Origin of the sequence: Ochrobactrum sp. WV_118_8 (assembly GCF_039631535.1) — a bacterium.
GTDB classification, from domain to species: Bacteria; Pseudomonadota; Alphaproteobacteria; order Rhizobiales; family Rhizobiaceae; genus Brucella; species Brucella anthropi.
In genome coordinates, this window is the sequence record NZ_JBDIUZ010000001.1 from 2,216,992 (window position 1) to 2,236,337 (window position 19,346).

Here is a 19,346-nt window from a genome sequence, read left to right on the forward strand (position 1 = left end):
CGCAACCCCGCATTTCCGGCTGTTCTCGCAGAACTGATTCGGAAATCCGAATCAGAAACCGCCGGGTGGGCGCCCCGAAGACAGTCCAAAACCGTCGATCAGAGCTTCAGTCGCATCAGCTTTCAAAATCTGATTTTGTATATCTCTGAGACGTGCAAACAATTCGCCCGTCTCGTCTGTTTCAAGTGCGGCCTCAACGGCCCGCAGCTCCTTATGTAGTGTGCGCGCACGCTGATGCAAGTGAAGCGCCTGACGAAGGGCTTCGCGCGCGTCGTCTTCTGCGGCCAGAGCCGTCGCAGTCCAGAGTTTCGCACCCTTCACCACGAGTTCGAGCATTTCAATCTGCTCGCCATGACCGGCATTGACCAGTGCGTGCCGCATGGCGTGACCATCTTCCATATGGCCGGCAGCCAGCACATCCAGCATGGCCAGATGCAGCGACTTGAGTGCCTCATGTCCCAGATCGAGTGCCGCCAGCGTCTCGAAATCCTCTTCAATCAGCCGTGGGTGATTGAGAAGCGTCAGCACGATGGCAGTTTCGCGCAAGGGGGCATGTGATCCAGCGCCCGGCCTGCCGCCCTTTACCAGCGTGGAGCGCACCAGACTGTCGGAAATCGCAAGGCGGCCATTGCCGCCCGCCGGTCCGCCGCGTCCCCGTCCGCCATCATTCCTGCGGTTGAAAGACGAATTGCGCTGTCCGCCGACTTGATACCCCTGACGCCCCTGGCCAAAAAAGGCTTGTGCCCGGTCGCGCATATCCTGACTGTAGTGGCGCCGGATATCCTCATTCGCGATGCGGCTGGTAATTTCACGCAGCCGCGCCTCCAGTTCGGCGCGGCGTTCCGGCGTATCGAACACACCGCCCGTCGTTTCCCGCGTCCACACCATATCGACCAGCGGTCTGGCGTCACGCAGGACCGCATGAAATGCGGCTGGGCCTTCCGCCTTGACCAGATCGTCCGGGTCCTGCCCTTCCGGCAATAGTGCAAAGCGCAGCGATTTGCCGGGCTGCAAGGCAGGCAATCCAAGATCGACGGCGCGATAGGCGGCGCGAAGCCCTGCACCATCGCCATCGAAACACAGAACCGGTTCAGGGCTGATGCGCCAGAGAAGTTCGAGCTGTTCTTCCGTCAGCGCCGTACCGAGCGGAGCCACCACCTGATGGATACCCGCCTGCGCAAGCGCGATCACATCCATATAGCCTTCAACAGCGATGATGGATTTGGCCGGTTCTCCAGCTTGCGGCTGGCAGGCCTTGCGCGCCCGCAATCCGTTATAGAGAACCCGCCCCTTGTGAAAGAGTTCGGTTTCCGGCGAGTTCAGATACTTGGCCGGAGCGTCCGCAGAAAGCGCACGCCCGCCGAAAGCAATGATCCGCCCGCGCAAATCCTCGATCGGGAACATGACGCGATCGCGAAAACGGTCGTAGGAAACGGCAATCCCCTCGCCGTGCACAACAAGGCCGCACGCCTCGATCTGCTCGCGCGACACGCCTTTGCCAGCCAGAAACTCCTTCAAGGCATTGCGCGACTCTGGCGCATAGCCAATGCGGAACGACTGCTGCGTTGCGGTCGAAAGTCCGCGATCCCGCAGATAGGCGCGTGCCTTGGCTCCAACGGCGCTTTGCAGCTGGTTTTCGAAGAACTGCGCAGCCAGCTCCATGACATCATAAAGCGTCGCGCGCTGTGCCTCACGCTTTTCCATTTCCGGATCGCGCGCAGGCATCGGAACGCCTGCCATATCGGCCACACGCTCCACTGCTTCCGGGAAACTCAGTCCTTCAAGATCGGTTAGAAACTTGAAGTGATCACCGGTCACACCGCAACCGAAACAATGATAGCGACCCTTGCGATCTTCGCAGTGAAAGCTTGGTGTCTTCTCGCCATGAAACGGACAGCAGGCCCAGAAATCACCCTTCGGAGGATTGCTCTTCTTGCGGTCGAACGAAGCGCGCGTTCCTATCAGCGTCGAGATCGGGACGCGGTCTCTGATCTCATCGAGAAAGGAGGGCGGAAAACGCATTACAGATTTCACTTTCAGTTCGTTCAGACAGCGGGAGTGTATTCCTTAGAGTATATAGGCGCGCCCGTTCTGACAGTCCATCGTGCAGGCATGTCCCTCCCCGCTAATCACATGTCGCTGCCAAACAAGCCCGCTGTCACAAAACTGTCATATATCCGTCATGACGCTGCGGGAATGGATTGCTTTTAATTGCGAACAAGCCCATATCTCTTGAAGAATTGATTAGCCGGAACATATTTTTTCTTCATTTGTTGCGTTAGCTCAATCACAGATGTCAACCTCCAACCCGAAGGGATTTTGCCGTGAATGGTTCTTTGGTCCTTTTGCATCTGGCCGGTGCAGTTGCGCTCCTGCTTTGGGCGACACGCATGGTCCGGACCGGGGTGGAGCGTGCCTATGGCGACCGGCTGCGCAGACGCTTGCGCAACCAGATGCAGAACCCGCTGCTTTCCGTCGCCTTCGGCCTTGCCCTTGCTGTCGCCCTGCAAAGCTCGACAGCGGTTACGCTTCTCGTCGGTTCATTTGTCGGTTCAGGTTTCGTAAGCGGCGTTGCAGGCCTCATGGCCGTGCGCGGCGGCGAGCTTGGCTCCGCCCTCGTCGTCAAGATCCTGAGCTACGACCTCACGCTTCTGGTACCGCTCTGCCTTGTCATCGGCACAGGCATCTTCATGACCACCGAACGCCGCGACTGGCGGCAGATCGGACGCATTCTGGTCGGTATCGGCCTGCTCATCATGTCACTGGAAATGACCGGACAGGCCACCGAGCCGCTGCGGCAAAGCGAATTGCTGCCGGTCATCGTCGACTATCTGTCAAGCGACCCGATCACTGCCTATCTGCTCGCAGCACTCATGACATGGCTGTTTCATTCCAGCGTTGCCGCCGTCATCCTGCTGACCACCTTTGCCTCGCGCGGGCTGATCCATCCAGAGCTCGCCGTGGTGATGGTTCTCGGCGTCAATCTGGGGTCTTCGATCATCGCCCCGATCCTGACCCGGCATGCGCCACCTGAAACCCGCGTCGTGCCACTCGGCAACCTTTTGATGCGCGGCGCCGGGTCACTCATCATGCTCGTGCTTTACCAGACCTTCAAACCATCGGTCGCCTTTCTCGGCACCGATCCGGTTTCGCAGGTGGTCAATGCGCATATCCTGTTCAATGTCATCGTGATGATTGCCGGTATTCCGCTTTCTGGCCTCGTGCTGCGCGCAACCGAGGCTCTGGTCAATCTCAATGCGGACAAGGGCAGCCCCGCCTCGCAGCAGCCCATCGAGATCGAGCAATATAGCGCGCTCGACACTGCCGTGCTCGACCGTCCCTCGCAGGCGCTTGCCAATGCAACCCGCGAAGTGGTCGGCGTCTGCGACACGATCGAAGTCATGCTGCGGCGGATCATCGAGCTTTATGAGAAGCCCGATCAGGTGCGGATCGATGAACTTGAAGCTCTCGATGACCGCGTGGACAAGCGCCATGCTGCCATCAAGCTCTATCTGACCAAGCTTGCAACCCATGAGCTGAGCGATTTCGAGTCGCTGCGCATGCAGGAATTGCTGGGCGCATGTGTGAAGCTTGAGCAGGTCGGCGACATCATCGTGCGCAACATGCTGGCGCATGTTCAAAAGAAGATGGATCACAAGCTGGAATTCACCGAAGAAGGCTGGAAGGAACTCAGCCATTTCCACGCCATGGTTCTGGCCAATGCGCACATGGCATTCAATGTGATTGTCTCACGCGATGGCCGTACGGCCCGTCAGCTCGTGCAGGAAAAGGACCAGCTGCGTGAACTGGAAAAGCAGACCAGCATGCGCCATTTCAGCCGACTGCGCGAAGGCGCCACCCGCAGCATCGAGACCAGCAGCATCCATCTCGACACGATCCGCGACCTCAAGCAGATCAACTCGCTTCTCGCTTCAATGGCCTATCCGGTCCTCGAAGAACAGGGCCTTCTCAGCGATACGCGACTGAAAGCCGTCAAGCAGGGCTGAGTATAGCGCCAAACAATAGAAAGCCCCCGTCAGAGCGGGGGCTGAAACAAAAGCGAAAGGCACTTATGCCTCACGCTTTCACTGCAGAAGCGATTTCACGATGGCGCTGGCCTTGGTGAAATCCATCTTGCCTGCATAGCGTTCTTTAAGAACGGCCATGCACTTGCCCATGTCGCGCAGACCTTGAGCACCGATTTCGGCAATCACATCCGCACAGGCCTGTTTGACCTCATCCTCGCTCATCTGCTGCGGCAGAAATTCGGAAATGATCGTGATTTCCTCCCGCTCCGCTTCAGCGAGCTCAAGACGGCTGCCTTCTTCATAGATGCGGGCGGATTCTTCGCGCTGCTTGACCATCTTGCCGAGAATACCCAGCAATTCTTCATCCCCGACCGGGTCCTTGCCAGCAGTACGGTTGGCGATATCTCGGTCCTTTACCGCAGCCAGGATCAAACGCAGCGTCGACATGCGACGCTTCTCCTGTGCTTTCAGCGCGGTCGTGAGGGCCTGGGAAATCTCCTGGCGAAGCATAACGTCTCTCCTGACGGTGTAAGTTCTTTGTTGTTCGTTTCCTGCATCTATACAACAAGCGAATAGAATCGCCGAGCTGTCCGAACCACCATCCCGAGAAATAATAATACGACGATTATCGTCATTATTTCAGGAAAGCATGGCCTCGGACGATTGACCCGGCGTCCAAGTTTCTCTATTGCTCAAGGCTTAGCAGGACATCGGCACGTGCTCGCGGCGGGAGGTTTAAAATCCCCGCTGCCTTTTGGCGCATATATGACCCTTGACGCTTCATCTTTCAAGCCACCCTTCCGGTGGTCGTTGGAACACGAACGCGTGCCGCATAAAGCATGCCGCCCAAAAGTGGGAACCGGTTTTGGGACAACGGCATGCATGGAAACAAACAGTTAGAGCGTCGATTTGATTCCATCAGTTCGACGCTCTAGCTGGCAACGAAATAACAGCACACGCTGGCGCGCGGCTAACAATCAGGAGTGCAGACCATGACAGAAACCACATCGAAAACAGCACCCTGGACTGTTGAGAAGCGAACCGCCATCCTCGTACTTGCGGACGGAACCGTGATCGAAGGCAAAGGCCTCGGTGCAATCGGTGCGATTGAAGCCGAGGTCGTGTTCAACACGGCGCTGACCGGTTACGAAGAAATCCTGACCGACCCGTCTTATGCCGGTCAGATCGTAACCTTCACCTTCCCGCATATCGGCAATGTCGGCACCAATGCCGAAGACGTTGAAGACCTGACGCCGGCCAATCGCCACGGCGCAGTCGGCGCGATCTTCAAGGCTGACATCACGTCACCATCGAATTTCCGCGCAACGGAAGATCTGGATGCGTGGCTGAAGCACCGCGGCGTCATTGCACTGGCCGGTATCGATACACGCGCGTTGACCTCGCTCATCCGCGAGCGCGGCGCACAGAACGCAGTCATTGCTCATGATCCGAGCGGCAAGTTCGACCTCGAAGCACTCAAGGCACGCGCCGCCGCATGGAGCGGTCTTGAAAATCTCGATCTCGCCAAGGACGTCACGGTTGGCCAGAGCCTCACATGGAAAGAAACTCCATGGACGCTCGCAGACGGCTATGGCGAACAGGACACCCCGGAATATCACGTGGTGGCGCTCGACTTCGGCGTGAAACGTAACATTCTGCGCCTGCTCACCGGCCTCGGCGCAAAGGTCACCGTGCTGCCTGCAACGGCAACGGCTGAGGACGTTCTGGCCCACAACCCGGATGGCGTCTTCCTGTCCAACGGTCCTGGCGATCCGGCAGCGACCGGCGCATATGCCGTTCCAACCATCAAGAAGCTTGTCGAAACCGATCTTCCGGTCTTCGGCATCTGCCTCGGCCACCAGATGCTTGCGCTCGCACTTGGCGGACGCACCGAGAAAATGCATCAGGGCCATCACGGCGCCAACCATCCGGTGAAGGACTACACGACCGGCAAGGTCGAGATCGTATCGATGAACCACGGCTTCGCGGTCGATTCAGACTCGCTGCCGGAAAATGTCGAGGAAACACATGTGTCGCTCTTCGACGGCACCAATTGCGGCCTGCGCGTCGTCGGCAAGCCGGTATTCTCGGTGCAGCACCATCCGGAAGCATCGCCCGGCCCGCAGGATTCGCACTATCTGTTCCGCCGCTTCATCAACCTGATCCGCGAAAAGAAGGGCGAAACGCCGCTTCCGGAACGCGAACAGGCGGCTTAGAGCGCATCCCGAAAAGTGTGAAACGGTTTTCGGAAGAGATGCGCGTCAAAACAAACAGTTAGAGCGCCGATCTGATTCAATCAGATCGAAACGCGCTCTAAGCCATCCAAAAGAATTATCGAAGTAAAAGGCCGGAGTAAAAACTCCGGCCTTTTCATTTTCCGTATCGATCAAACCTCTGAGGGCTTGGCCAAGGGCGTTGGACGCACCCGCGCCACCACGATGACCAGTGCCAGAAAAACCAGTCCGGCTCCCACAGCATAGGGCATTCCAGCGAAGACGAACGGCGCATTCATGCCGGTGAACACGGCGAAAAGCTGCGTGAAGATGAGCGGGCCGATGATGGTCGTAATACTCGACACGCTTGTCAGTGCACCCTGCAATTCGCCTTGCGCGGAAGGCGGAACCTTGCCTGCCGCAATACTGCGCAGCGGCGGATCGGCCAGACCTTCCAGCGCCGTCAGGAAGATGACGGCATAAACCATCCAGCCTTCCCATGCGATAGCGTATCCAATCATGCCAAGACAGGAGAACAGCACGCCTGTGATCGCCGTGCGCCGCTCGCCAAGCACCGGCAAGACCCTTGGCAGAACCAGCGCCATCACGAACGCCGCGCCGATACCGAAAAGCCCCAGCGACAGACCTATCTGGGCTTCGCTCCAGTTATAGCGATAAGCACCGACGAAGGCCCAGACGGACGGATAGACGGCATGGGCCAGCCAGAACAGGAAGAAGACCAGCACCACCCAGCCGATGCCGGGATAGTTTCGCATCTGCTTGAGCGCGCCCAGCGGATTGGCGCGGGCGATCTGGAAGGTGCGCCGGTTTTCACGCGTCAACGTCTCCGGCAACAGGAAATAGGCGAGGATGAAGTTGATGAACGACAGGAACGCCGCTCCGTAGAACGGAACGCGCGGACCGAACTCCCCCAGCAAGCCGCCCAGCACCGGACCAAGCGCAAAGCCGACACCGAAAGCAATGCCGATCAGGCCGAAATTGCGCGCACGATTGCTGTCATCGCTGACATCGGCAATGTAGGCGGATGCCGTCGCGAAGCTTGCTCCGCTGATGCCTGCCAGCACACGACCGACAAACAGCATCCAATAGGTGGTTGCGAGCGCACAGATCAGATTGTCGAGTGCGAAGGTGAAAATCGAGGCGAGCAGCACCGGCCGGCGCCCGAAACGGTCGCTCAGATTGCCGATCATCGGCGCGAACAGGAACTGCATTCCGGCATAGACCAGCAAAAGCCAGCCACCATCGACGGCTGCAGTGCTGATATCCGCGCCGGTCAGTTCTTCGAGAAAAGTCGGCAGAACCGGCATGATGATCGCAATGCCGATAATGTCGAGGAACAGTGTCATAAAGACGAGTAACAAGCCCCGCCGTACAAACTGGGGATCATGCATGGGACACCTGAAATATGCTCCACGACTGAAAAGGTGGAACATTCATAAATTGTGTTGATTGGAGAACTCGCGCACCATCGCCGCTCAAAATTGAGCGTCACGCTTGCAAATCGGAAAAAGGCCGCGCCGGTGCGAATGCATTTATCTGGAAAATTATTTCACGACAAGGCGAATATTGCAGGCTTTCGACAAAAAGAACGGGCGTTTTTCCTCACAAAGAAAAAGGCGGTCGAAACCGCCTTTTTCTACAGTATCAGAACGACTTTAAACATCACCGCTGAATGTATCGCAGGATTCCAGCTTGCCGCTATCGAAGCCGCGCTGGAACCACTTGGCGCGCTGGGCGGATGTGCCATGATTGAAGCTTTCCGGAACAACATAACCCTGACTACGGCGCTGCAGCGTGTCATCACCGATCTGGTGTGCCGCATTCAGAGCTTCTTCAAGGTCGCCTGCTTCCAGAATACCCTTCTGCTCCGTGTAGTAACCCCATACACCGGCGAAGCAATCGGCCTGAAGCTCAACACGAACCGACATCTGGTTGGCCTGCGCTTCGCTCATCTGCTGACGCATCTGGTTGAACTTGGGCAGAATGCCAAGCAGGTTCTGGATATGGTGCCCGACCTCATGCGCAAGGACATAGGCCTGTGCGAAATCGCCGGAAGCGCCAAAACGGTTTGCCAGTTCCTTATAGAAACTCAGATCGATGTAGAGCTTGCGATCGCCGGGGCAATAAAACGGCCCGGACGCCGCGGAAGCAAAGCCGCAAGCCGAACGAACCTGTCCGGAAAAGAGCACCATGGTCGGCGGCGTGTAGGTCTGGCCGCGTGACTTGAAAATGCCGCTCCAGACGTCTTCCGTCTCGGCCAGCACGGTGCGGGCGAACTGCGTTGTCTCATCATTGGCAACCGCGCCCCCCTCGGCAGCGGTCCGTCCGGATTGACCGGCTTGCTGGGTTACGCTTGGCCCCATGCTGCCATCGCCGAACAGGATCGGCAGCGGATCGATACCAACCGCACGCAGCACGAAGAACATCACCACCAGAATGAGAATACCGGAAATGCCGCCACCGCGAACGATTCGAAAGCCGGGACCGCCAAGGCCCCCGCCGCGACCGAAGCCGCCACCTATGCCACCGCCCTGCGCCCCGCGCTGATCTTCCACATTGTCACTTTGCCTACGGCCTTGCCAGCGCATTGACCAACTCCCCTACACCGTGCCGCTCTCGACGAAGCAGCACCAAACTATACATGTAATTGTCGCATAAAGAGTTGGCACGGCAACATAAAAAGTAAATGGCAGTGTCAATCACAAACGAAGACTCTTTCGCAATAGTTTGGACAATAGAAATCCCCTCCTGCTTCGATAGACAAAACCTGTCAAAACAAGCACCAATGGAAGGGATCCTAGAAAAATTGACGGCTTCCTTCACAATGTCACAAACATGAAGGCGAAGCCTCCACAATCTATACGCTAGTAATTGCGGAAATGCGCGGCATTCGCTAAAGCATGCTCTGTCCATGGGGGCATAGACGATGCAGAATCGAAAACAACTTTATTCGATCCAGATATTACGCGGTCTTGCGGCAACGGCCGTCCTGATCGCCCATACGATCGAGCATCCGCGCGCAGAAACAAACAATGCCATCACGATGCTGGGTGTTTTCGGCGTTCAACTGTTCTTCGTCATCAGCGGTTTCATCATCGCCTATGTCAATGCCGATGGCCCGTTCAGGCCCGGTGACTTTCTGCTGCGCCGCGTTTTCCGCATCGTGCCGCTTTACTGGCTCTGCACGATCACGGTTTTCATCTGCGCTCTCTATCTGCCGTCACTGTTCAAGACGACGGTTCCGGATGTGGGCTATTTCATCAAATCGCTGTTCTTCATACCCGCCGCCACACCGGGTGACCCAAGCGATTGGCGCCCGATCTTCAAACTCGGCTGGTCGCTGAACTACGAATTGTTCTTCTATCTCGTATTCGCCTTGTTCTGGTGGTGCAAAAATGCCTTACAGCGCACGATCTTGCTGACCGGTATCTTCGGCGCATGTGTCATCGGAAGCTTCTTCGTCGAACCATCGGCGAGCATCGCTGCATTCTATCTTCACAAGAACCTGCTGACATTCATGTGCGGCATGTGGCTGGCCGAAGCGGAAAAACACCGCCTGTGGGAAAAATTGCCCCCGGTGGCGCTGGCCGGAATTGGCGTCCTCGCCATAGCGGCTCTTTACGGCACCTTCTCCACCCACTGGTCGCATTCAACAACTTCTTCACTTATCTCATCATGTGCGGTGCGGCTGTTTTACTGGTTGCCGGTGCATTGGGCATCGAGCGCTGGCTCGGCGACCTGCGAGACAATTTCTTTGTCGACCTCGGGGCGACTTCCTATTCGCTCTACCTGACCCATATGTTCGTGGTCGGTTTTGGCTGGGCGGTGATGCGGAAGCTGAACCTCGGCCCCACACTTGAGATCGCCGGCATGGCTGCCATCGTGATTGGTGCGATCATCGCAGCAAAGATTTCCTATCGCTTGATCGAACTACCGTCGAACAGGCTCGGCCATATGCTCACAAAGCGCAACAAACCATCGCTGAAGGTCGCTCAGGCAGAAGCCTGATCGACCCGCGAGCACTGTGTTTCGGTCATAACATCGACAGAGAAAGTATGAGGCGGGCAAGAATTTTCGTGAATGCCCGCACTTTCTTTGAAATAAAACGATTTGTGGGGTTCCGCTTTCGGAATCGATTGCCTATAAGGCCCGCTTAGCCCACAGAATTCATACGCTGCCAACCCGCCGGAAAACCGTGCGGGCTTTTCTGGCAGGCTAAGCAGCATGTCTCTCGAAAGTGGGAAGCGGTTTCGAGACAAAGACATGCGTAAAACAAGAGCATGATCCCGAAAATGGGAACCGGTTTTCGGACAAGATCATGCGCGCGAAGAAGATAGGACGAGCGCCCATGCCGAAACGTACAGATATCAAATCGATCCTGATTATCGGCGCGGGCCCCATTGTCATCGGCCAGGCTTGTGAATTCGACTATTCGGGCACGCAGGCCTGTAAGGCGTTGAAAGAGGAAGGCTACCGTATCATCCTCGTCAACTCCAATCCGGCCACGATCATGACCGATCCCGATCTGGCGGATGCAACCTATATCGAACCGATCACGCCGGAAGTGGTCGCCAAGATCATCGCCAAGGAACGCCCGGACGCGTTGCTGCCGACCATGGGCGGCCAGACCGCGCTGAACACCGCATTGTCGCTCCGCCGCATGGGCGTTCTTGAGCGCTACAATGTCGAGATGATCGGCGCCAATGCGGAAGCCATCGACAAGGCGGAAGATCGCGCGCTTTTCCGCGAAGCCATGGAAAAGATCGGCCTTGATACGCCGGAATCCCGCCTCGCCAACGCCACCGAAATCAAGGACGAAGACCGCAAGCGCCACGAAACCAAGCGCGCCGAAGTCAAGGCGCAGTTTTCGGGTGACGATCTCGACAAGGCGCTCGACAAGCTTGAAACCGAATGGCAGCTCGGCGAAGTCGAACGCAAGCAGCGTTACATGACGCATGCACTTGCAAAGGCTGCGCAGGCGCTCGACGTGGTTGGCCTGCCTGCCATCATCCGCCCAAGCTTCACGCTCGGCGGCACCGGCGGCGGCATTGCCTATAACCGCCAGGAATTCTTCGAAATCATCGAGCGCGGTCTGGACGCATCGCCGACGACCGAAGTGCTGATTGAAGAGTCGGTTCTGGGCTGGAAAGAATATGAAATGGAAGTCGTCCGCGACAAGGCGGACAACTGCATCATCATCTGCTCGATCGAAAACCTCGATCCGATGGGCGTACACACCGGCGATTCGATCACCGTCGCGCCTGCGCTGACGCTGACCGACAAAGAATACCAGATCATGCGTAACGCCTCGATTGCGGTGCTGCGCGAGATCGGCGTCGAAACCGGCGGCTCCAACGTGCAGTTCGCGATCAACCCGGCCAATGGCCGCATGATCGTCATCGAAATGAACCCGCGCGTGTCGCGTTCTTCGGCGCTTGCTTCCAAGGCGACCGGCTTCCCGATTGCCAAGGTCGCAGCCAAGCTTGCCGTCGGCTACACGCTCGACGAACTCGACAACGACATTACCGGCGGCGCAACGCCTGCCTCGTTCGAACCATCGATCGACTATGTCGTCACCAAGATCCCGCGTTTCGCCTTCGAGAAATTCCCCGGCTCCTCGCCAATCCTGACCACTGCCATGAAATCGGTCGGTGAAGTGATGGCCATTGGCCGTACTTTCCAGGAAAGCTTGCAGAAGGCGCTGCGCGGTCTTGAAACCGGCCTGACCGGCCTCGACGAAATTGCCATTCCGAACATCGAGGAAGGCGACGAGAAGAACGCCATCCGCGCTGCCATCGGCACGCCGACGCCGGATCGTCTGCGCATGGTCGCGCAGGCCATGCGCCTCGGCCTGACCACCGAGCAGGTGCACGACGCATCGAAGATCGATCCGTGGTTTCTCGAACAGATCGAAGCCATCGTAAAGACCGAAGAGCGCATCCGCGAACACGGCCTGCCGCAGGACGCTGAAAACCTGCGTATGCTGAAAGCCATGGGCTTCTCCGATGCGCGCCTTGCAAGCCTGACGGATCAGGACGCGGAAGACGTTGCCAAGCTGCGCGGCGAACTCGATGTGCATCCGGTCTACAAGCGCATCGACACCTGCGCTGCCGAATTCGCTTCGCCGACTGCCTACATGTACTCGACGTATGAAACGCCTTTCGTCGGCCAGCCGCGCTCGGAAGCCGAAGTCTCGGATCGCAAGAAGGTCGTCATTCTCGGCGGCGGTCCGAACCGCATCGGTCAGGGCATCGAGTTCGACTATTGCTGCTGCCATGCGGCTTTTGCGCTCAATGATGCTGACTATGAAGCCATCATGATCAACTGCAATCCGGAAACGGTTTCGACCGACTACGACACGTCGGATCGTCTCTATTTCGAACCGCTGACAGCGGAAGACGTGCTGGAAATCCTGCGCGTTGAACAGGAAAAGGGCACGCTTCACGGCGTGATCGTGCAGTTTGGCGGCCAGACCCCGCTCAAGCTCGCCAATGCGCTTGAAAAGGCCGGCATCCCGATCCTCGGCACCTCGCCAGACGCCATCGACCTTGCGGAAGATCGTGACCGTTTCCAGAAGCTGCTCATCAAGCTTGATCTCAACCAGCCGAAGAACGGCATTGCCTATTCGGTCGAACAGGCACGCCTCGTCGCAGCCGACCTCGGCTTCCCGCTTGTCGTGCGCCCGTCTTATGTTCTCGGTGGCCGCGCCATGCAGATCATCCATGATGAACGCTCGCTGCAGAACTATCTGCTCGACACCGTGCCGGAGCTGGTGCCGGAAGACATCAAGGCCAAGTATCCGAACGACAAGACCGGCCAGATCAACACGCTGCTCGGCAAGAACCCGCTTCTGTTCGATACCTATCTGACGGAAGCCATTGAAGTGGACGTCGACTGCCTGTGTGACGGCAAGGACAGCTTTGTCGCCGGTATCATGGAGCATATCGAGGAAGCTGGCATTCACTCCGGTGACTCGGCCTGCTCGCTGCCGGTGCATACACTTTCGCCTGAAACCGTTGCCGAGCTGGAACGCCAGACGGCGGCGCTTGCCAAGGCGCTTCATGTCGGCGGCCTGATGAATGTGCAGTTCGCCATCAAGGACGGCGAAATCTTCATTCTCGAGGTCAATCCGCGTGCATCGCGTACGGTTCCGTTCGTCGCCAAGACGGTCGGCACTCCGATCGCCAAGGTTGCAGCCCGCGTCATGGCCGGTGAAAGCCTGGAAGCAGCACTCGGCGCCTATGGCGGCAAGCCGAAGACGCCTTCCCGCCCGCATATCGCGGTCAAGGAAGCTGTGTTCCCGTTTGCCCGTTTCCCTGGCGTCGATACGCTGCTCGGACCGGAAATGCGCTCGACCGGCGAAGTCATGGGCCTCGACTACGACTATGCTCTGGCCTTCGCAAAGGCACAGCTTGGCGCAGGCGTTGAACTGCCGCGTGAAGGCACGGTCTTCGTATCTGTTCGCGACGAGGACAAGGAACGCGTGCTCGGTGCGGTCCGCAAGCTTGCAAGCATCGGCTTCAAGGTCATGGCAACCGGCGGAACACAGAAGTTCCTCGAAGCCAACGGCGTCGAATCGACCAAGATCAACAAGGTCATCGAAGGCCGTCCGCATGTGGAAGACGCGATCCGCAATCGCCAGATTCATCTCGTCTTCAACACGACGGACAGCGCCAGTGCTGTTTCCGACTCCAAGTCGATCCGCCGCGCAACGCTGATGCAGAAGCTGCCTTACTACACGACCATGGCGGGAGCTGAAGCCGCTGCTGAGGCCATCGCTGCGCTCAAGGCCGGATCGCTGGAAGTGCGCCCGCTGCAGGACTACTTCCGCTGATAGCCTGAAGACATCCCGAAACAAAAAAGCCGCCGGTCATCCCGGCGGCTTTTTTCATGCTGTTTTCAAGGCTGGCAGCTCCAGAGGCTTACCTGAAGGATCGTCTTCCAGATTGATCTGCTGTGTGAAAAGACCGTCATGCAAATGCGGCTTGCCGAGATGGATCACAGCTGCATCCTTCAATTCGGTGTTCAGCATGTCGCGAATCCTGTCATAGGCTTCAGCGTCGAGACCATCGAGCGCACCGTCAATCACGATCCACTGCGGTTTCTGCAATATGAGGCGGGCGAAGGCGATACATTGGCGCTCATCGTCCGTCAGCACGCGATCCCAGCGCGCAACACGATCCATGCTCGTGGAAAGCCGTTCAAGCCCGGCACGCCGCAGGACATTTTCCAGATCCTGTTCAGAAAATTTCTTGATATCAAGCGGATAGACGATCACGCCCTTGAGGTTGCCCGGCGGGAAATAAGGCGCGCGCGGCATAAAGGCGACACCATCGCCAACCGGCATGCCGATCCGCCCCTCGCCCCATGGCCAAAGCCCGCCCAATGCGCGGAACAGCAGCGTTCTTTGCGTTTCGGTCCCGCCCGTCACAAGCACCCGCTCGCCGGGTTTTACCGAAAAAGCCTTGCGGGAGAGCTTCAGGCACTGATCGGGGGCGGCGATGGAAACACCGTCCAGCGTCAGCCTGTCATCTTCGTTCGTCTCAAGATCGATCTGCCGGTCCAGATGACCAAGCTCGTCCATGCGCAGCACCGCCTGACGGAAACTCGCGACACGCAGCAGCGTTGCCCGCCAGTCCGCAATCGCCCCGAAATTGTCGACGAACCAGCGCAGCGCATTGTGCACCTGTGAGAATGCGCCGACGGCCATCATCAGCCCGCCAAATGTCAGGCCCCCGCCGAAATAGACCGGAGCCGCCACGAGGATCGGCGCCACGATTGTCAGCCAGCCGTAACCGGCCGTTACCCAGGTCAATCGCGTGGTCGCATAGACGATCTTGCGGATTGCGGCCAAAACCGCATCTATATCCAGATCGAGACGACGTCTTTCATCCCCTTCGCCGCGCGACAGGGTGATGGCATCCAGATGTTCGTTGACCCGCATCAGCGATGCGCGGAAATCCGCCTCACGCGCATAGCGATTGGCGTTGATATTGACCAGACTGCGCCCGACGATCCATGTCAGCCATGAGGCAGAGGCCGCGTAGATGATGACAGCCCAGACCATGTAGCCGGGAATGGAGAAGCTGTAGCCAGCGACATGAAACACAAAGCCACTTGAGAGCGACCACAGGACACCGACGAAGCTCACCAGAATGACGGTCGACTGGAGGAGGTTGATCCCAAGATCGCACGACATTTCTGCAAAGTGACGTGCATCCTCATGCAGACGCTGATCGGGATTGATGCCGATCTCGCCGGCATTGGCGAGACGAAATGCCCGACCCGGCACCAGCCATTGCCCCACGAGATCGCGCGCCAGTCCTTCACGCATCTTGAGCTTGAACATCTGGTTGAGCCAGGTTTGCGATACGTTGAGCACAAGCAAGCTGCCCGCAATCCCGAAGAAAACCATCAGCTGATGGAAGAAAGCCTGCAAATCCTTGCGCGCAAGCGCATCGTAGAAGGGTTCGTTCCAGCGATTGATGGCAACCTGTCCGATGGCGATCAGCACGATGAGAACGAAAATACCGGTCCCGAGCGCAATCAGCGTGTTGCGCACCGGCGAGACCATAAAGGCTCCCACCATCATCGAGACTTGGGAAAAAAGATCGGTTCCGTCGCGTGACGGAGAACCACCAATCAGCTTGGCCGAACTCTTGCGAAGGCGCTCCGAGACACTGCGCCTGGGTTTTTTGCGGCGGCGCTCTTTCTTGGGCGCACTCCGCTTCGTCTTGTCCTTGTCTGGTTCAGACGTCATGTCCTGCCTCGCTGCCCATCCGCCCGCTCAATTTTGCAGATATGTTTGCAACATGCTGAATATCTACGTCACGTGGAAGTCAAAGATAGGAGAGCACACGCTTTTCGCGCGCGCCAGCTGCGATGACCCACAACAATATGCGGGTTTTACCGCAAATCATTCGTTGCAATTATGGTCTGAACGCTAACCCTGCCGGAAAAGTCCATGACCGTTACAATCCAACCCATCGACAAAGTGCTCATTTACGCGACATGGAACGACCGGCTTCTGGTTTTTGAAGAACCGGATTTTCCTGAAACGCCGCTTCAGGTGCCGGGCGGCACGGTCGATGCGGGAGAAGACATTCTCGCCGCCGCCTATCGCGAATTCGCCGAGGAAACCGGCCTCGTCTATGACGATGGCATGATCCATCTCGAAACCGTCGATTATGACTATCCCGAACAGGGGCAGACAGAGCCTCACCGCCGCCACTGCTTTCATCTGCGATTGAGAAACGCCGTACCTGAAACCTGGGATCACTATGAAATGTCGCCCTGCGACGGAAGCGCCCCGATTCTGTTCCGGCTGTTTTGGCTCGACCGATTGAGCGCGCAAAACCGGCTCGGGCTCGGAATGGCAAAAAGCCTCAGTAAAATCAGTTTTTAGCTGACAATTTTAGCTGTCTTGTATTGGTCAAATTTGTCGCATATAGTTAGCGCATCGATTTTTCGGTCAAGTGACTTTGCGACCCGTGCGGCCCGCCGTGCTTCCTGACGATCTCCTGTCCATAAATTCGATTCACAGGGACGTGTGCGAAGCATACGGACTACTCTACTACTAATGTTACAAAGGAATTTCCCATGGCTACGGGAACAGTTAAGTGGTTCAACACGACCAAGGGCTTCGGCTTCATTCAGCCTGATCAGGGCGGCACGGACGTATTCGTCCACATTTCCGCCGTTCAGCGCGCTGGTCTGGCCACGCTCGATGAAGGTCAGAAGGTTTCGTACGAAATCGTACAGGACCGTCGTTCGGGCCGTTCGTCTGCCGACAACCTCGTCGCAGCATAAGTTTTGCCGTAAGGCAGAGAAAAGGCGGGTCCTCGGACCCGCCTTTTTTGTTTGTCCGCTTTTCTGCTCACACCCTTGCCAGCGCGCTCGCGCCCAGAATCAGGGCCGCAATCAGCGCAGCAATGGTGCGGACGTGATTCCATAGGGTCCAGTCGCGCACATAAGTAAGCCAGACATCGGCCGACGCGGCGGCACTGGCATCCATCGCCGCGAGCTGGTTGTTCAGCGGCACATTCAAAGCCATCGTGACGCCAATAGTGCCGACAAGATAGACGGCAGCGCCGATCACCGCCCATTTCGACAAATTTCCAAAGCCCATCAATCCCAGTACGATAATCACCAGACACAGCAATGCCGTGCCGAAAAAGGCGGCAAAGAACGTTCCGTTGATAACGGTGATATTGATCGACTGCATCGCCGCTATGCCCGCATTGGCCGGAATGCGTGCCAGCGCGGCCATCACGAAACTTGAGAACGCATAGAAGATGCCGCCTGTAATCGCGCTCCCCCATGCCGTCAGCAGAACAAGTAGTTGAAAACTCATCGTCATGATTGTCCCTCCCATGTGCCTTCAATGGCAGCCTTGCGCGCAAAATCTGCAAACCGGCGCGGCTTGCGCCCGAGAGCTTCCTCCACACCATGTGCCACACTGGCATTGCGGCCATCGAAAAGCTCGACGAAAAGATAGCGCAAAAGCGTGATGACATCTTCCGGCAAGGCCTGCTCGCGCAGCGCCGCCTCATAATCGGCGTATGAGACCGAATTGAACGACAAGTCTTTGTCAGTCGCCCTGGCAATCTCGCTTACTGCATCGCTGAAGCTGAACAGTTCCGGGCCGGTGAGTTCATAGAGCTTGTTGCGATGTCCCGTTTCGGTGAGGACAGCAACGGCGACATCGGCAATATCGTCAACATCGATGAAGGGTTCTTTCGTCGGCCCGACGGGTAAGGTCAGCGAACCTGAAAGCAATTCTTCCCGCATGTAGTTTTCGCTGAAATTCTGCATGAACCAGCTGGCGCGCAACACGGTCCAGTCCAGCCCGGAATCCTGCAGAACCTTTTCCGCAATTTCCGCCTCCTCCTCACCTCGCCCGGACAGAAGCACGACATGCTTCACATCCGCCTTCTTTGCCGCCAAAAGAAATGCGCGAATGGCATCAACGGCACCCGGCAGGGCCAGATCCGGCTGGTATGACACATAGGCACTGTCGATGCCGTCAAGCGCGGCAGCCCAGGTGGATTGGTTGGCCCAGTCAAAGGGAACCTCGGTGCTCCGCGACACAGAACGCACGGACACCCCCTTCTCCCACAACCTCTCAGCGACACGCCTGCCGGTTTTGCCGTTGGCGCCAATCACCAGATAACGATCATTACGATGTGTATTCATCTTCCGTCTCCCAAAATATGAGCAACCCTCATATTTGCAATATGTGAGCAACTCTCATATTCTGTCAAGAGCGAAAAATGTGAGTCCGCCATGAAGCAGAATTCCGCCACGGAAACAGAAACAACCAGTGCACCGATCCTGCGCCGCACCCCCAGCCAGAGCCGGGCGCAGGAAAAGATTCGTCGCATTGCTGAATGCGCCACGGCGCTGATCGCCGCCAAAGGCAGCGACAGTCTCAAGATGAGTGAGATCGCCCAGCAGGCCGGTATCTCGATTGGCGCGCTCTATCAGTATTTTCCTGATAAAAGCGCCCTGATCCGCTACCTGTTTGAAAGCTGCAATGCCCAATCGCGCCAGTGCATCGAGGAAGGTCTTGCAGCGGCCCATTCTGCCGATGAGCTGATTGTCGCGTTCAATGCATTGATCGATGAATATCTGGCACTGATGCGTCAGGAACCGGCAATGTGCGACATCTGGTCGGCCACGCAGACCGACAAGTCCCTGTCAAAACTGGAAATTGCCGAAAGCAGGCAGAATGGTCGGTTGCTTGCTGATACGATCCGCCGGATTGCCCCCGGCAAGGTGTCCGCACAACTGGACAAGACTGCTTTCCTCCTGATGCATTTTGGCGAATCCACCATGCGCATCGCCGTCGACGTTTCGGAAGAGGAAAGCATGACGCTGATAGAGGCCTATAAAGTAATGGCCACACGCAGCTTGCGAGACCTCCTGGCAGGATGACGCCAAATATCGCCCGGTCCGATCAGTTTCGTTGCGTTAATATGTCAGCATTGCTGATGGATCTGTTCGTTTCGGCAACACATTTTTGCGAAATCCAGCAATTGCCGATGAAATCACAATCCTTCTGTTGCGCTTCCTGCGCCGATGG

Annotated in this window: 15 protein-coding genes; 8 read left to right on the top strand and 7 right to left on the bottom strand. The window is 57.3% G+C overall.

Annotated elements, in window-relative coordinates; all coding sequences use genetic code 11:
• Positions 1–51: 51 nt before the first annotated feature.
• Complete coding sequence (dnaG, locus tag ABDF71_RS10765; RefSeq protein WP_151663650.1) at positions 52–2,022, bottom strand: DNA primase; 1,971 nt, start codon at positions 2,020–2,022, stop codon at positions 52–54.
• A gap of 302 nt (positions 2,023–2,324) precedes the next feature.
• Here dnaG and ABDF71_RS10770 point away from each other — a divergent pair, with 302 nt between their 5' ends.
• Positions 2,325–4,007 carry a Na/Pi cotransporter family protein gene (locus tag ABDF71_RS10770; protein WP_094513958.1) on the top strand — a complete coding sequence of 561 codons (1,683 nt, stop codon included), beginning with the start codon at positions 2,325–2,327 and terminating at the stop codon, positions 4,005–4,007.
• Positions 4,008–4,085: 78 nt separating this feature from the next.
• Here the strand turns inward: ABDF71_RS10770 and ABDF71_RS10775 are convergent, their stop codons facing one another.
• A complete protein-coding gene (locus ABDF71_RS10775; RefSeq protein WP_010659670.1) occupies positions 4,086–4,538 on the bottom strand; it encodes a GatB/YqeY domain-containing protein in 453 nt (150 codons plus the stop codon).
• Between the two features lie 482 nt (positions 4,539–5,020).
• On the opposite strand from ABDF71_RS10775, the gene carA reads away from it, so the two are divergent.
• On the top strand, positions 5,021–6,244 hold the full coding sequence (gene carA, locus ABDF71_RS10780) for a glutamine-hydrolyzing carbamoyl-phosphate synthase small subunit (protein ID WP_094513960.1): 1,224 nt from the start codon (positions 5,021–5,023) through the stop codon (positions 6,242–6,244).
• A gap of 170 nt (positions 6,245–6,414) precedes the next feature.
• Here the strand turns inward: carA and ABDF71_RS10785 are convergent, their stop codons facing one another.
• Positions 6,415–7,653, bottom strand: coding sequence for a TCR/Tet family MFS transporter (locus ABDF71_RS10785; RefSeq protein WP_094513961.1), 1,239 nt, complete (start codon positions 7,651–7,653; stop codon positions 6,415–6,417).
• Positions 7,654–7,917: 264 nt separating this feature from the next.
• Positions 7,918–8,850 carry a KPN_02809 family neutral zinc metallopeptidase gene (gene ypfJ / locus ABDF71_RS10790; protein ID WP_010659667.1) on the bottom strand — a complete coding sequence of 311 codons (933 nt, stop codon included), beginning with the start codon at positions 8,848–8,850 and terminating at the stop codon, positions 7,918–7,920.
• A gap of 338 nt (positions 8,851–9,188) precedes the next feature.
• Between ypfJ and ABDF71_RS10795 the strand changes: the two genes are divergently transcribed.
• The 3 genes from ABDF71_RS10795 (at position 9,189) to carB (ending at position 14,096) form a co-directional block, all read left to right on the top strand.
• Entirely contained in the window at positions 9,189–10,055 is an 867-nt protein-coding gene (locus ABDF71_RS10795) for an acyltransferase family protein (protein ID WP_151663649.1), read from the top strand.
• Positions 10,056–10,090: 35 nt separating this feature from the next.
• Positions 10,091–10,270 (top strand): hypothetical protein, encoded by a 180-nt coding sequence (locus tag ABDF71_RS10800; protein WP_192800238.1) that lies wholly within the window; start codon positions 10,091–10,093, stop codon positions 10,268–10,270.
• 340 nt (positions 10,271–10,610) lie between these two features.
• Positions 10,611–14,096 (top strand): carbamoyl-phosphate synthase large subunit, encoded by a 3,486-nt coding sequence (carB, locus tag ABDF71_RS10805; RefSeq protein ID WP_010659665.1) that lies wholly within the window; start codon positions 10,611–10,613, stop codon positions 14,094–14,096.
• A 54-nt stretch (positions 14,097–14,150) separates the two neighbouring features.
• Here the strand turns inward: carB and ABDF71_RS10810 are convergent, their stop codons facing one another.
• Positions 14,151–16,022, bottom strand: a complete 1,872-nt coding sequence (locus tag ABDF71_RS10810) for an ABC transporter ATP-binding protein/permease (RefSeq protein WP_094513962.1) — start codon at positions 16,020–16,022, stop codon at positions 14,151–14,153.
• Between the two features lie 204 nt (positions 16,023–16,226).
• Here ABDF71_RS10810 and ABDF71_RS10815 point away from each other — a divergent pair, with 204 nt between their 5' ends.
• Together ABDF71_RS10815 and ABDF71_RS10820 are read left to right on the top strand one after the other, a co-directional pair.
• Positions 16,227–16,667 (top strand): NUDIX hydrolase, encoded by a 441-nt coding sequence (locus tag ABDF71_RS10815; protein ID WP_437259970.1) that lies wholly within the window; start codon positions 16,227–16,229, stop codon positions 16,665–16,667.
• Positions 16,668–16,861: 194 nt separating this feature from the next.
• Entirely contained in the window at positions 16,862–17,071 is a 210-nt protein-coding gene (locus ABDF71_RS10820; protein WP_006471898.1) for a cold-shock protein, read from the top strand.
• Between the two features lie 67 nt (positions 17,072–17,138).
• Here ABDF71_RS10820 and ABDF71_RS10825 read toward each other — a convergent pair whose 3' ends face one another.
• Both ABDF71_RS10825 and ABDF71_RS10830 read right to left on the bottom strand, forming a co-directional pair.
• On the bottom strand, positions 17,139–17,621 hold the full coding sequence (locus tag ABDF71_RS10825) for an anthrone oxygenase family protein (RefSeq protein WP_151663646.1): 483 nt from the start codon (positions 17,619–17,621) through the stop codon (positions 17,139–17,141).
• A complete protein-coding gene (locus ABDF71_RS10830) occupies positions 17,618–18,457 on the bottom strand; it encodes an NAD(P)H-binding protein (protein ID WP_151663645.1) in 840 nt (279 codons plus the stop codon). The genes ABDF71_RS10825 and ABDF71_RS10830 overlap by 4 nt, the downstream gene beginning before the upstream one ends.
• Before the next feature lie 90 nt (positions 18,458–18,547).
• Here ABDF71_RS10830 and ABDF71_RS10835 point away from each other — a divergent pair, with 90 nt between their 5' ends.
• Positions 18,548–19,198, top strand: a complete 651-nt coding sequence (locus tag ABDF71_RS10835; RefSeq protein ID WP_151663644.1) for a TetR/AcrR family transcriptional regulator — start codon at positions 18,548–18,550, stop codon at positions 19,196–19,198.
• The last annotated feature ends 148 nt before the right edge of the window (positions 19,199–19,346 follow it).

Coding starts and splice junctions, on each gene's coding strand:
- carB (WP_010659665.1), top strand. CDS start 10,611: ATGCCGAAACGTACAGATATCAAATCGATCCTGATTATCGGCGCGGGC.
- ypfJ (WP_010659667.1), bottom strand. CDS start 8,850: ATGCGCTGGCAAGGCCGTAGGCAAAGTGACAATGTGGAAGATCAGCGC.
- ABDF71_RS10815 (WP_437259970.1), top strand. CDS start 16,227: ATGACCGTTACAATCCAACCCATCGACAAAGTGCTCATTTACGCGACA.
- carA (WP_094513960.1), top strand. CDS start 5,021: ATGACAGAAACCACATCGAAAACAGCACCCTGGACTGTTGAGAAGCGA.
- dnaG (WP_151663650.1), bottom strand. CDS start 2,022: ATGCGTTTTCCGCCCTCCTTTCTCGATGAGATCAGAGACCGCGTCCCG.
- ABDF71_RS10785 (WP_094513961.1), bottom strand. CDS start 7,653: ATGCATGATCCCCAGTTTGTACGGCGGGGCTTGTTACTCGTCTTTATG.
- ABDF71_RS10820 (WP_006471898.1), top strand. CDS start 16,862: ATGGCTACGGGAACAGTTAAGTGGTTCAACACGACCAAGGGCTTCGGC.
- ABDF71_RS10810 (WP_094513962.1), bottom strand. CDS start 16,022: ATGACGTCTGAACCAGACAAGGACAAGACGAAGCGGAGTGCGCCCAAG.
- ABDF71_RS10775 (WP_010659670.1), bottom strand. CDS start 4,538: ATGCTTCGCCAGGAGATTTCCCAGGCCCTCACGACCGCGCTGAAAGCA.
- ABDF71_RS10795 (WP_151663649.1), top strand. CDS start 9,189: ATGCAGAATCGAAAACAACTTTATTCGATCCAGATATTACGCGGTCTT.
- ABDF71_RS10830 (WP_151663645.1), bottom strand. CDS start 18,457: ATGAATACACATCGTAATGATCGTTATCTGGTGATTGGCGCCAACGGC.
- ABDF71_RS10800 (WP_192800238.1), top strand. CDS start 10,091: ATGCGGAAGCTGAACCTCGGCCCCACACTTGAGATCGCCGGCATGGCT.
- ABDF71_RS10825 (WP_151663646.1), bottom strand. CDS start 17,621: ATGACGATGAGTTTTCAACTACTTGTTCTGCTGACGGCATGGGGGAGC.
- ABDF71_RS10835 (WP_151663644.1), top strand. CDS start 18,548: ATGAAGCAGAATTCCGCCACGGAAACAGAAACAACCAGTGCACCGATC.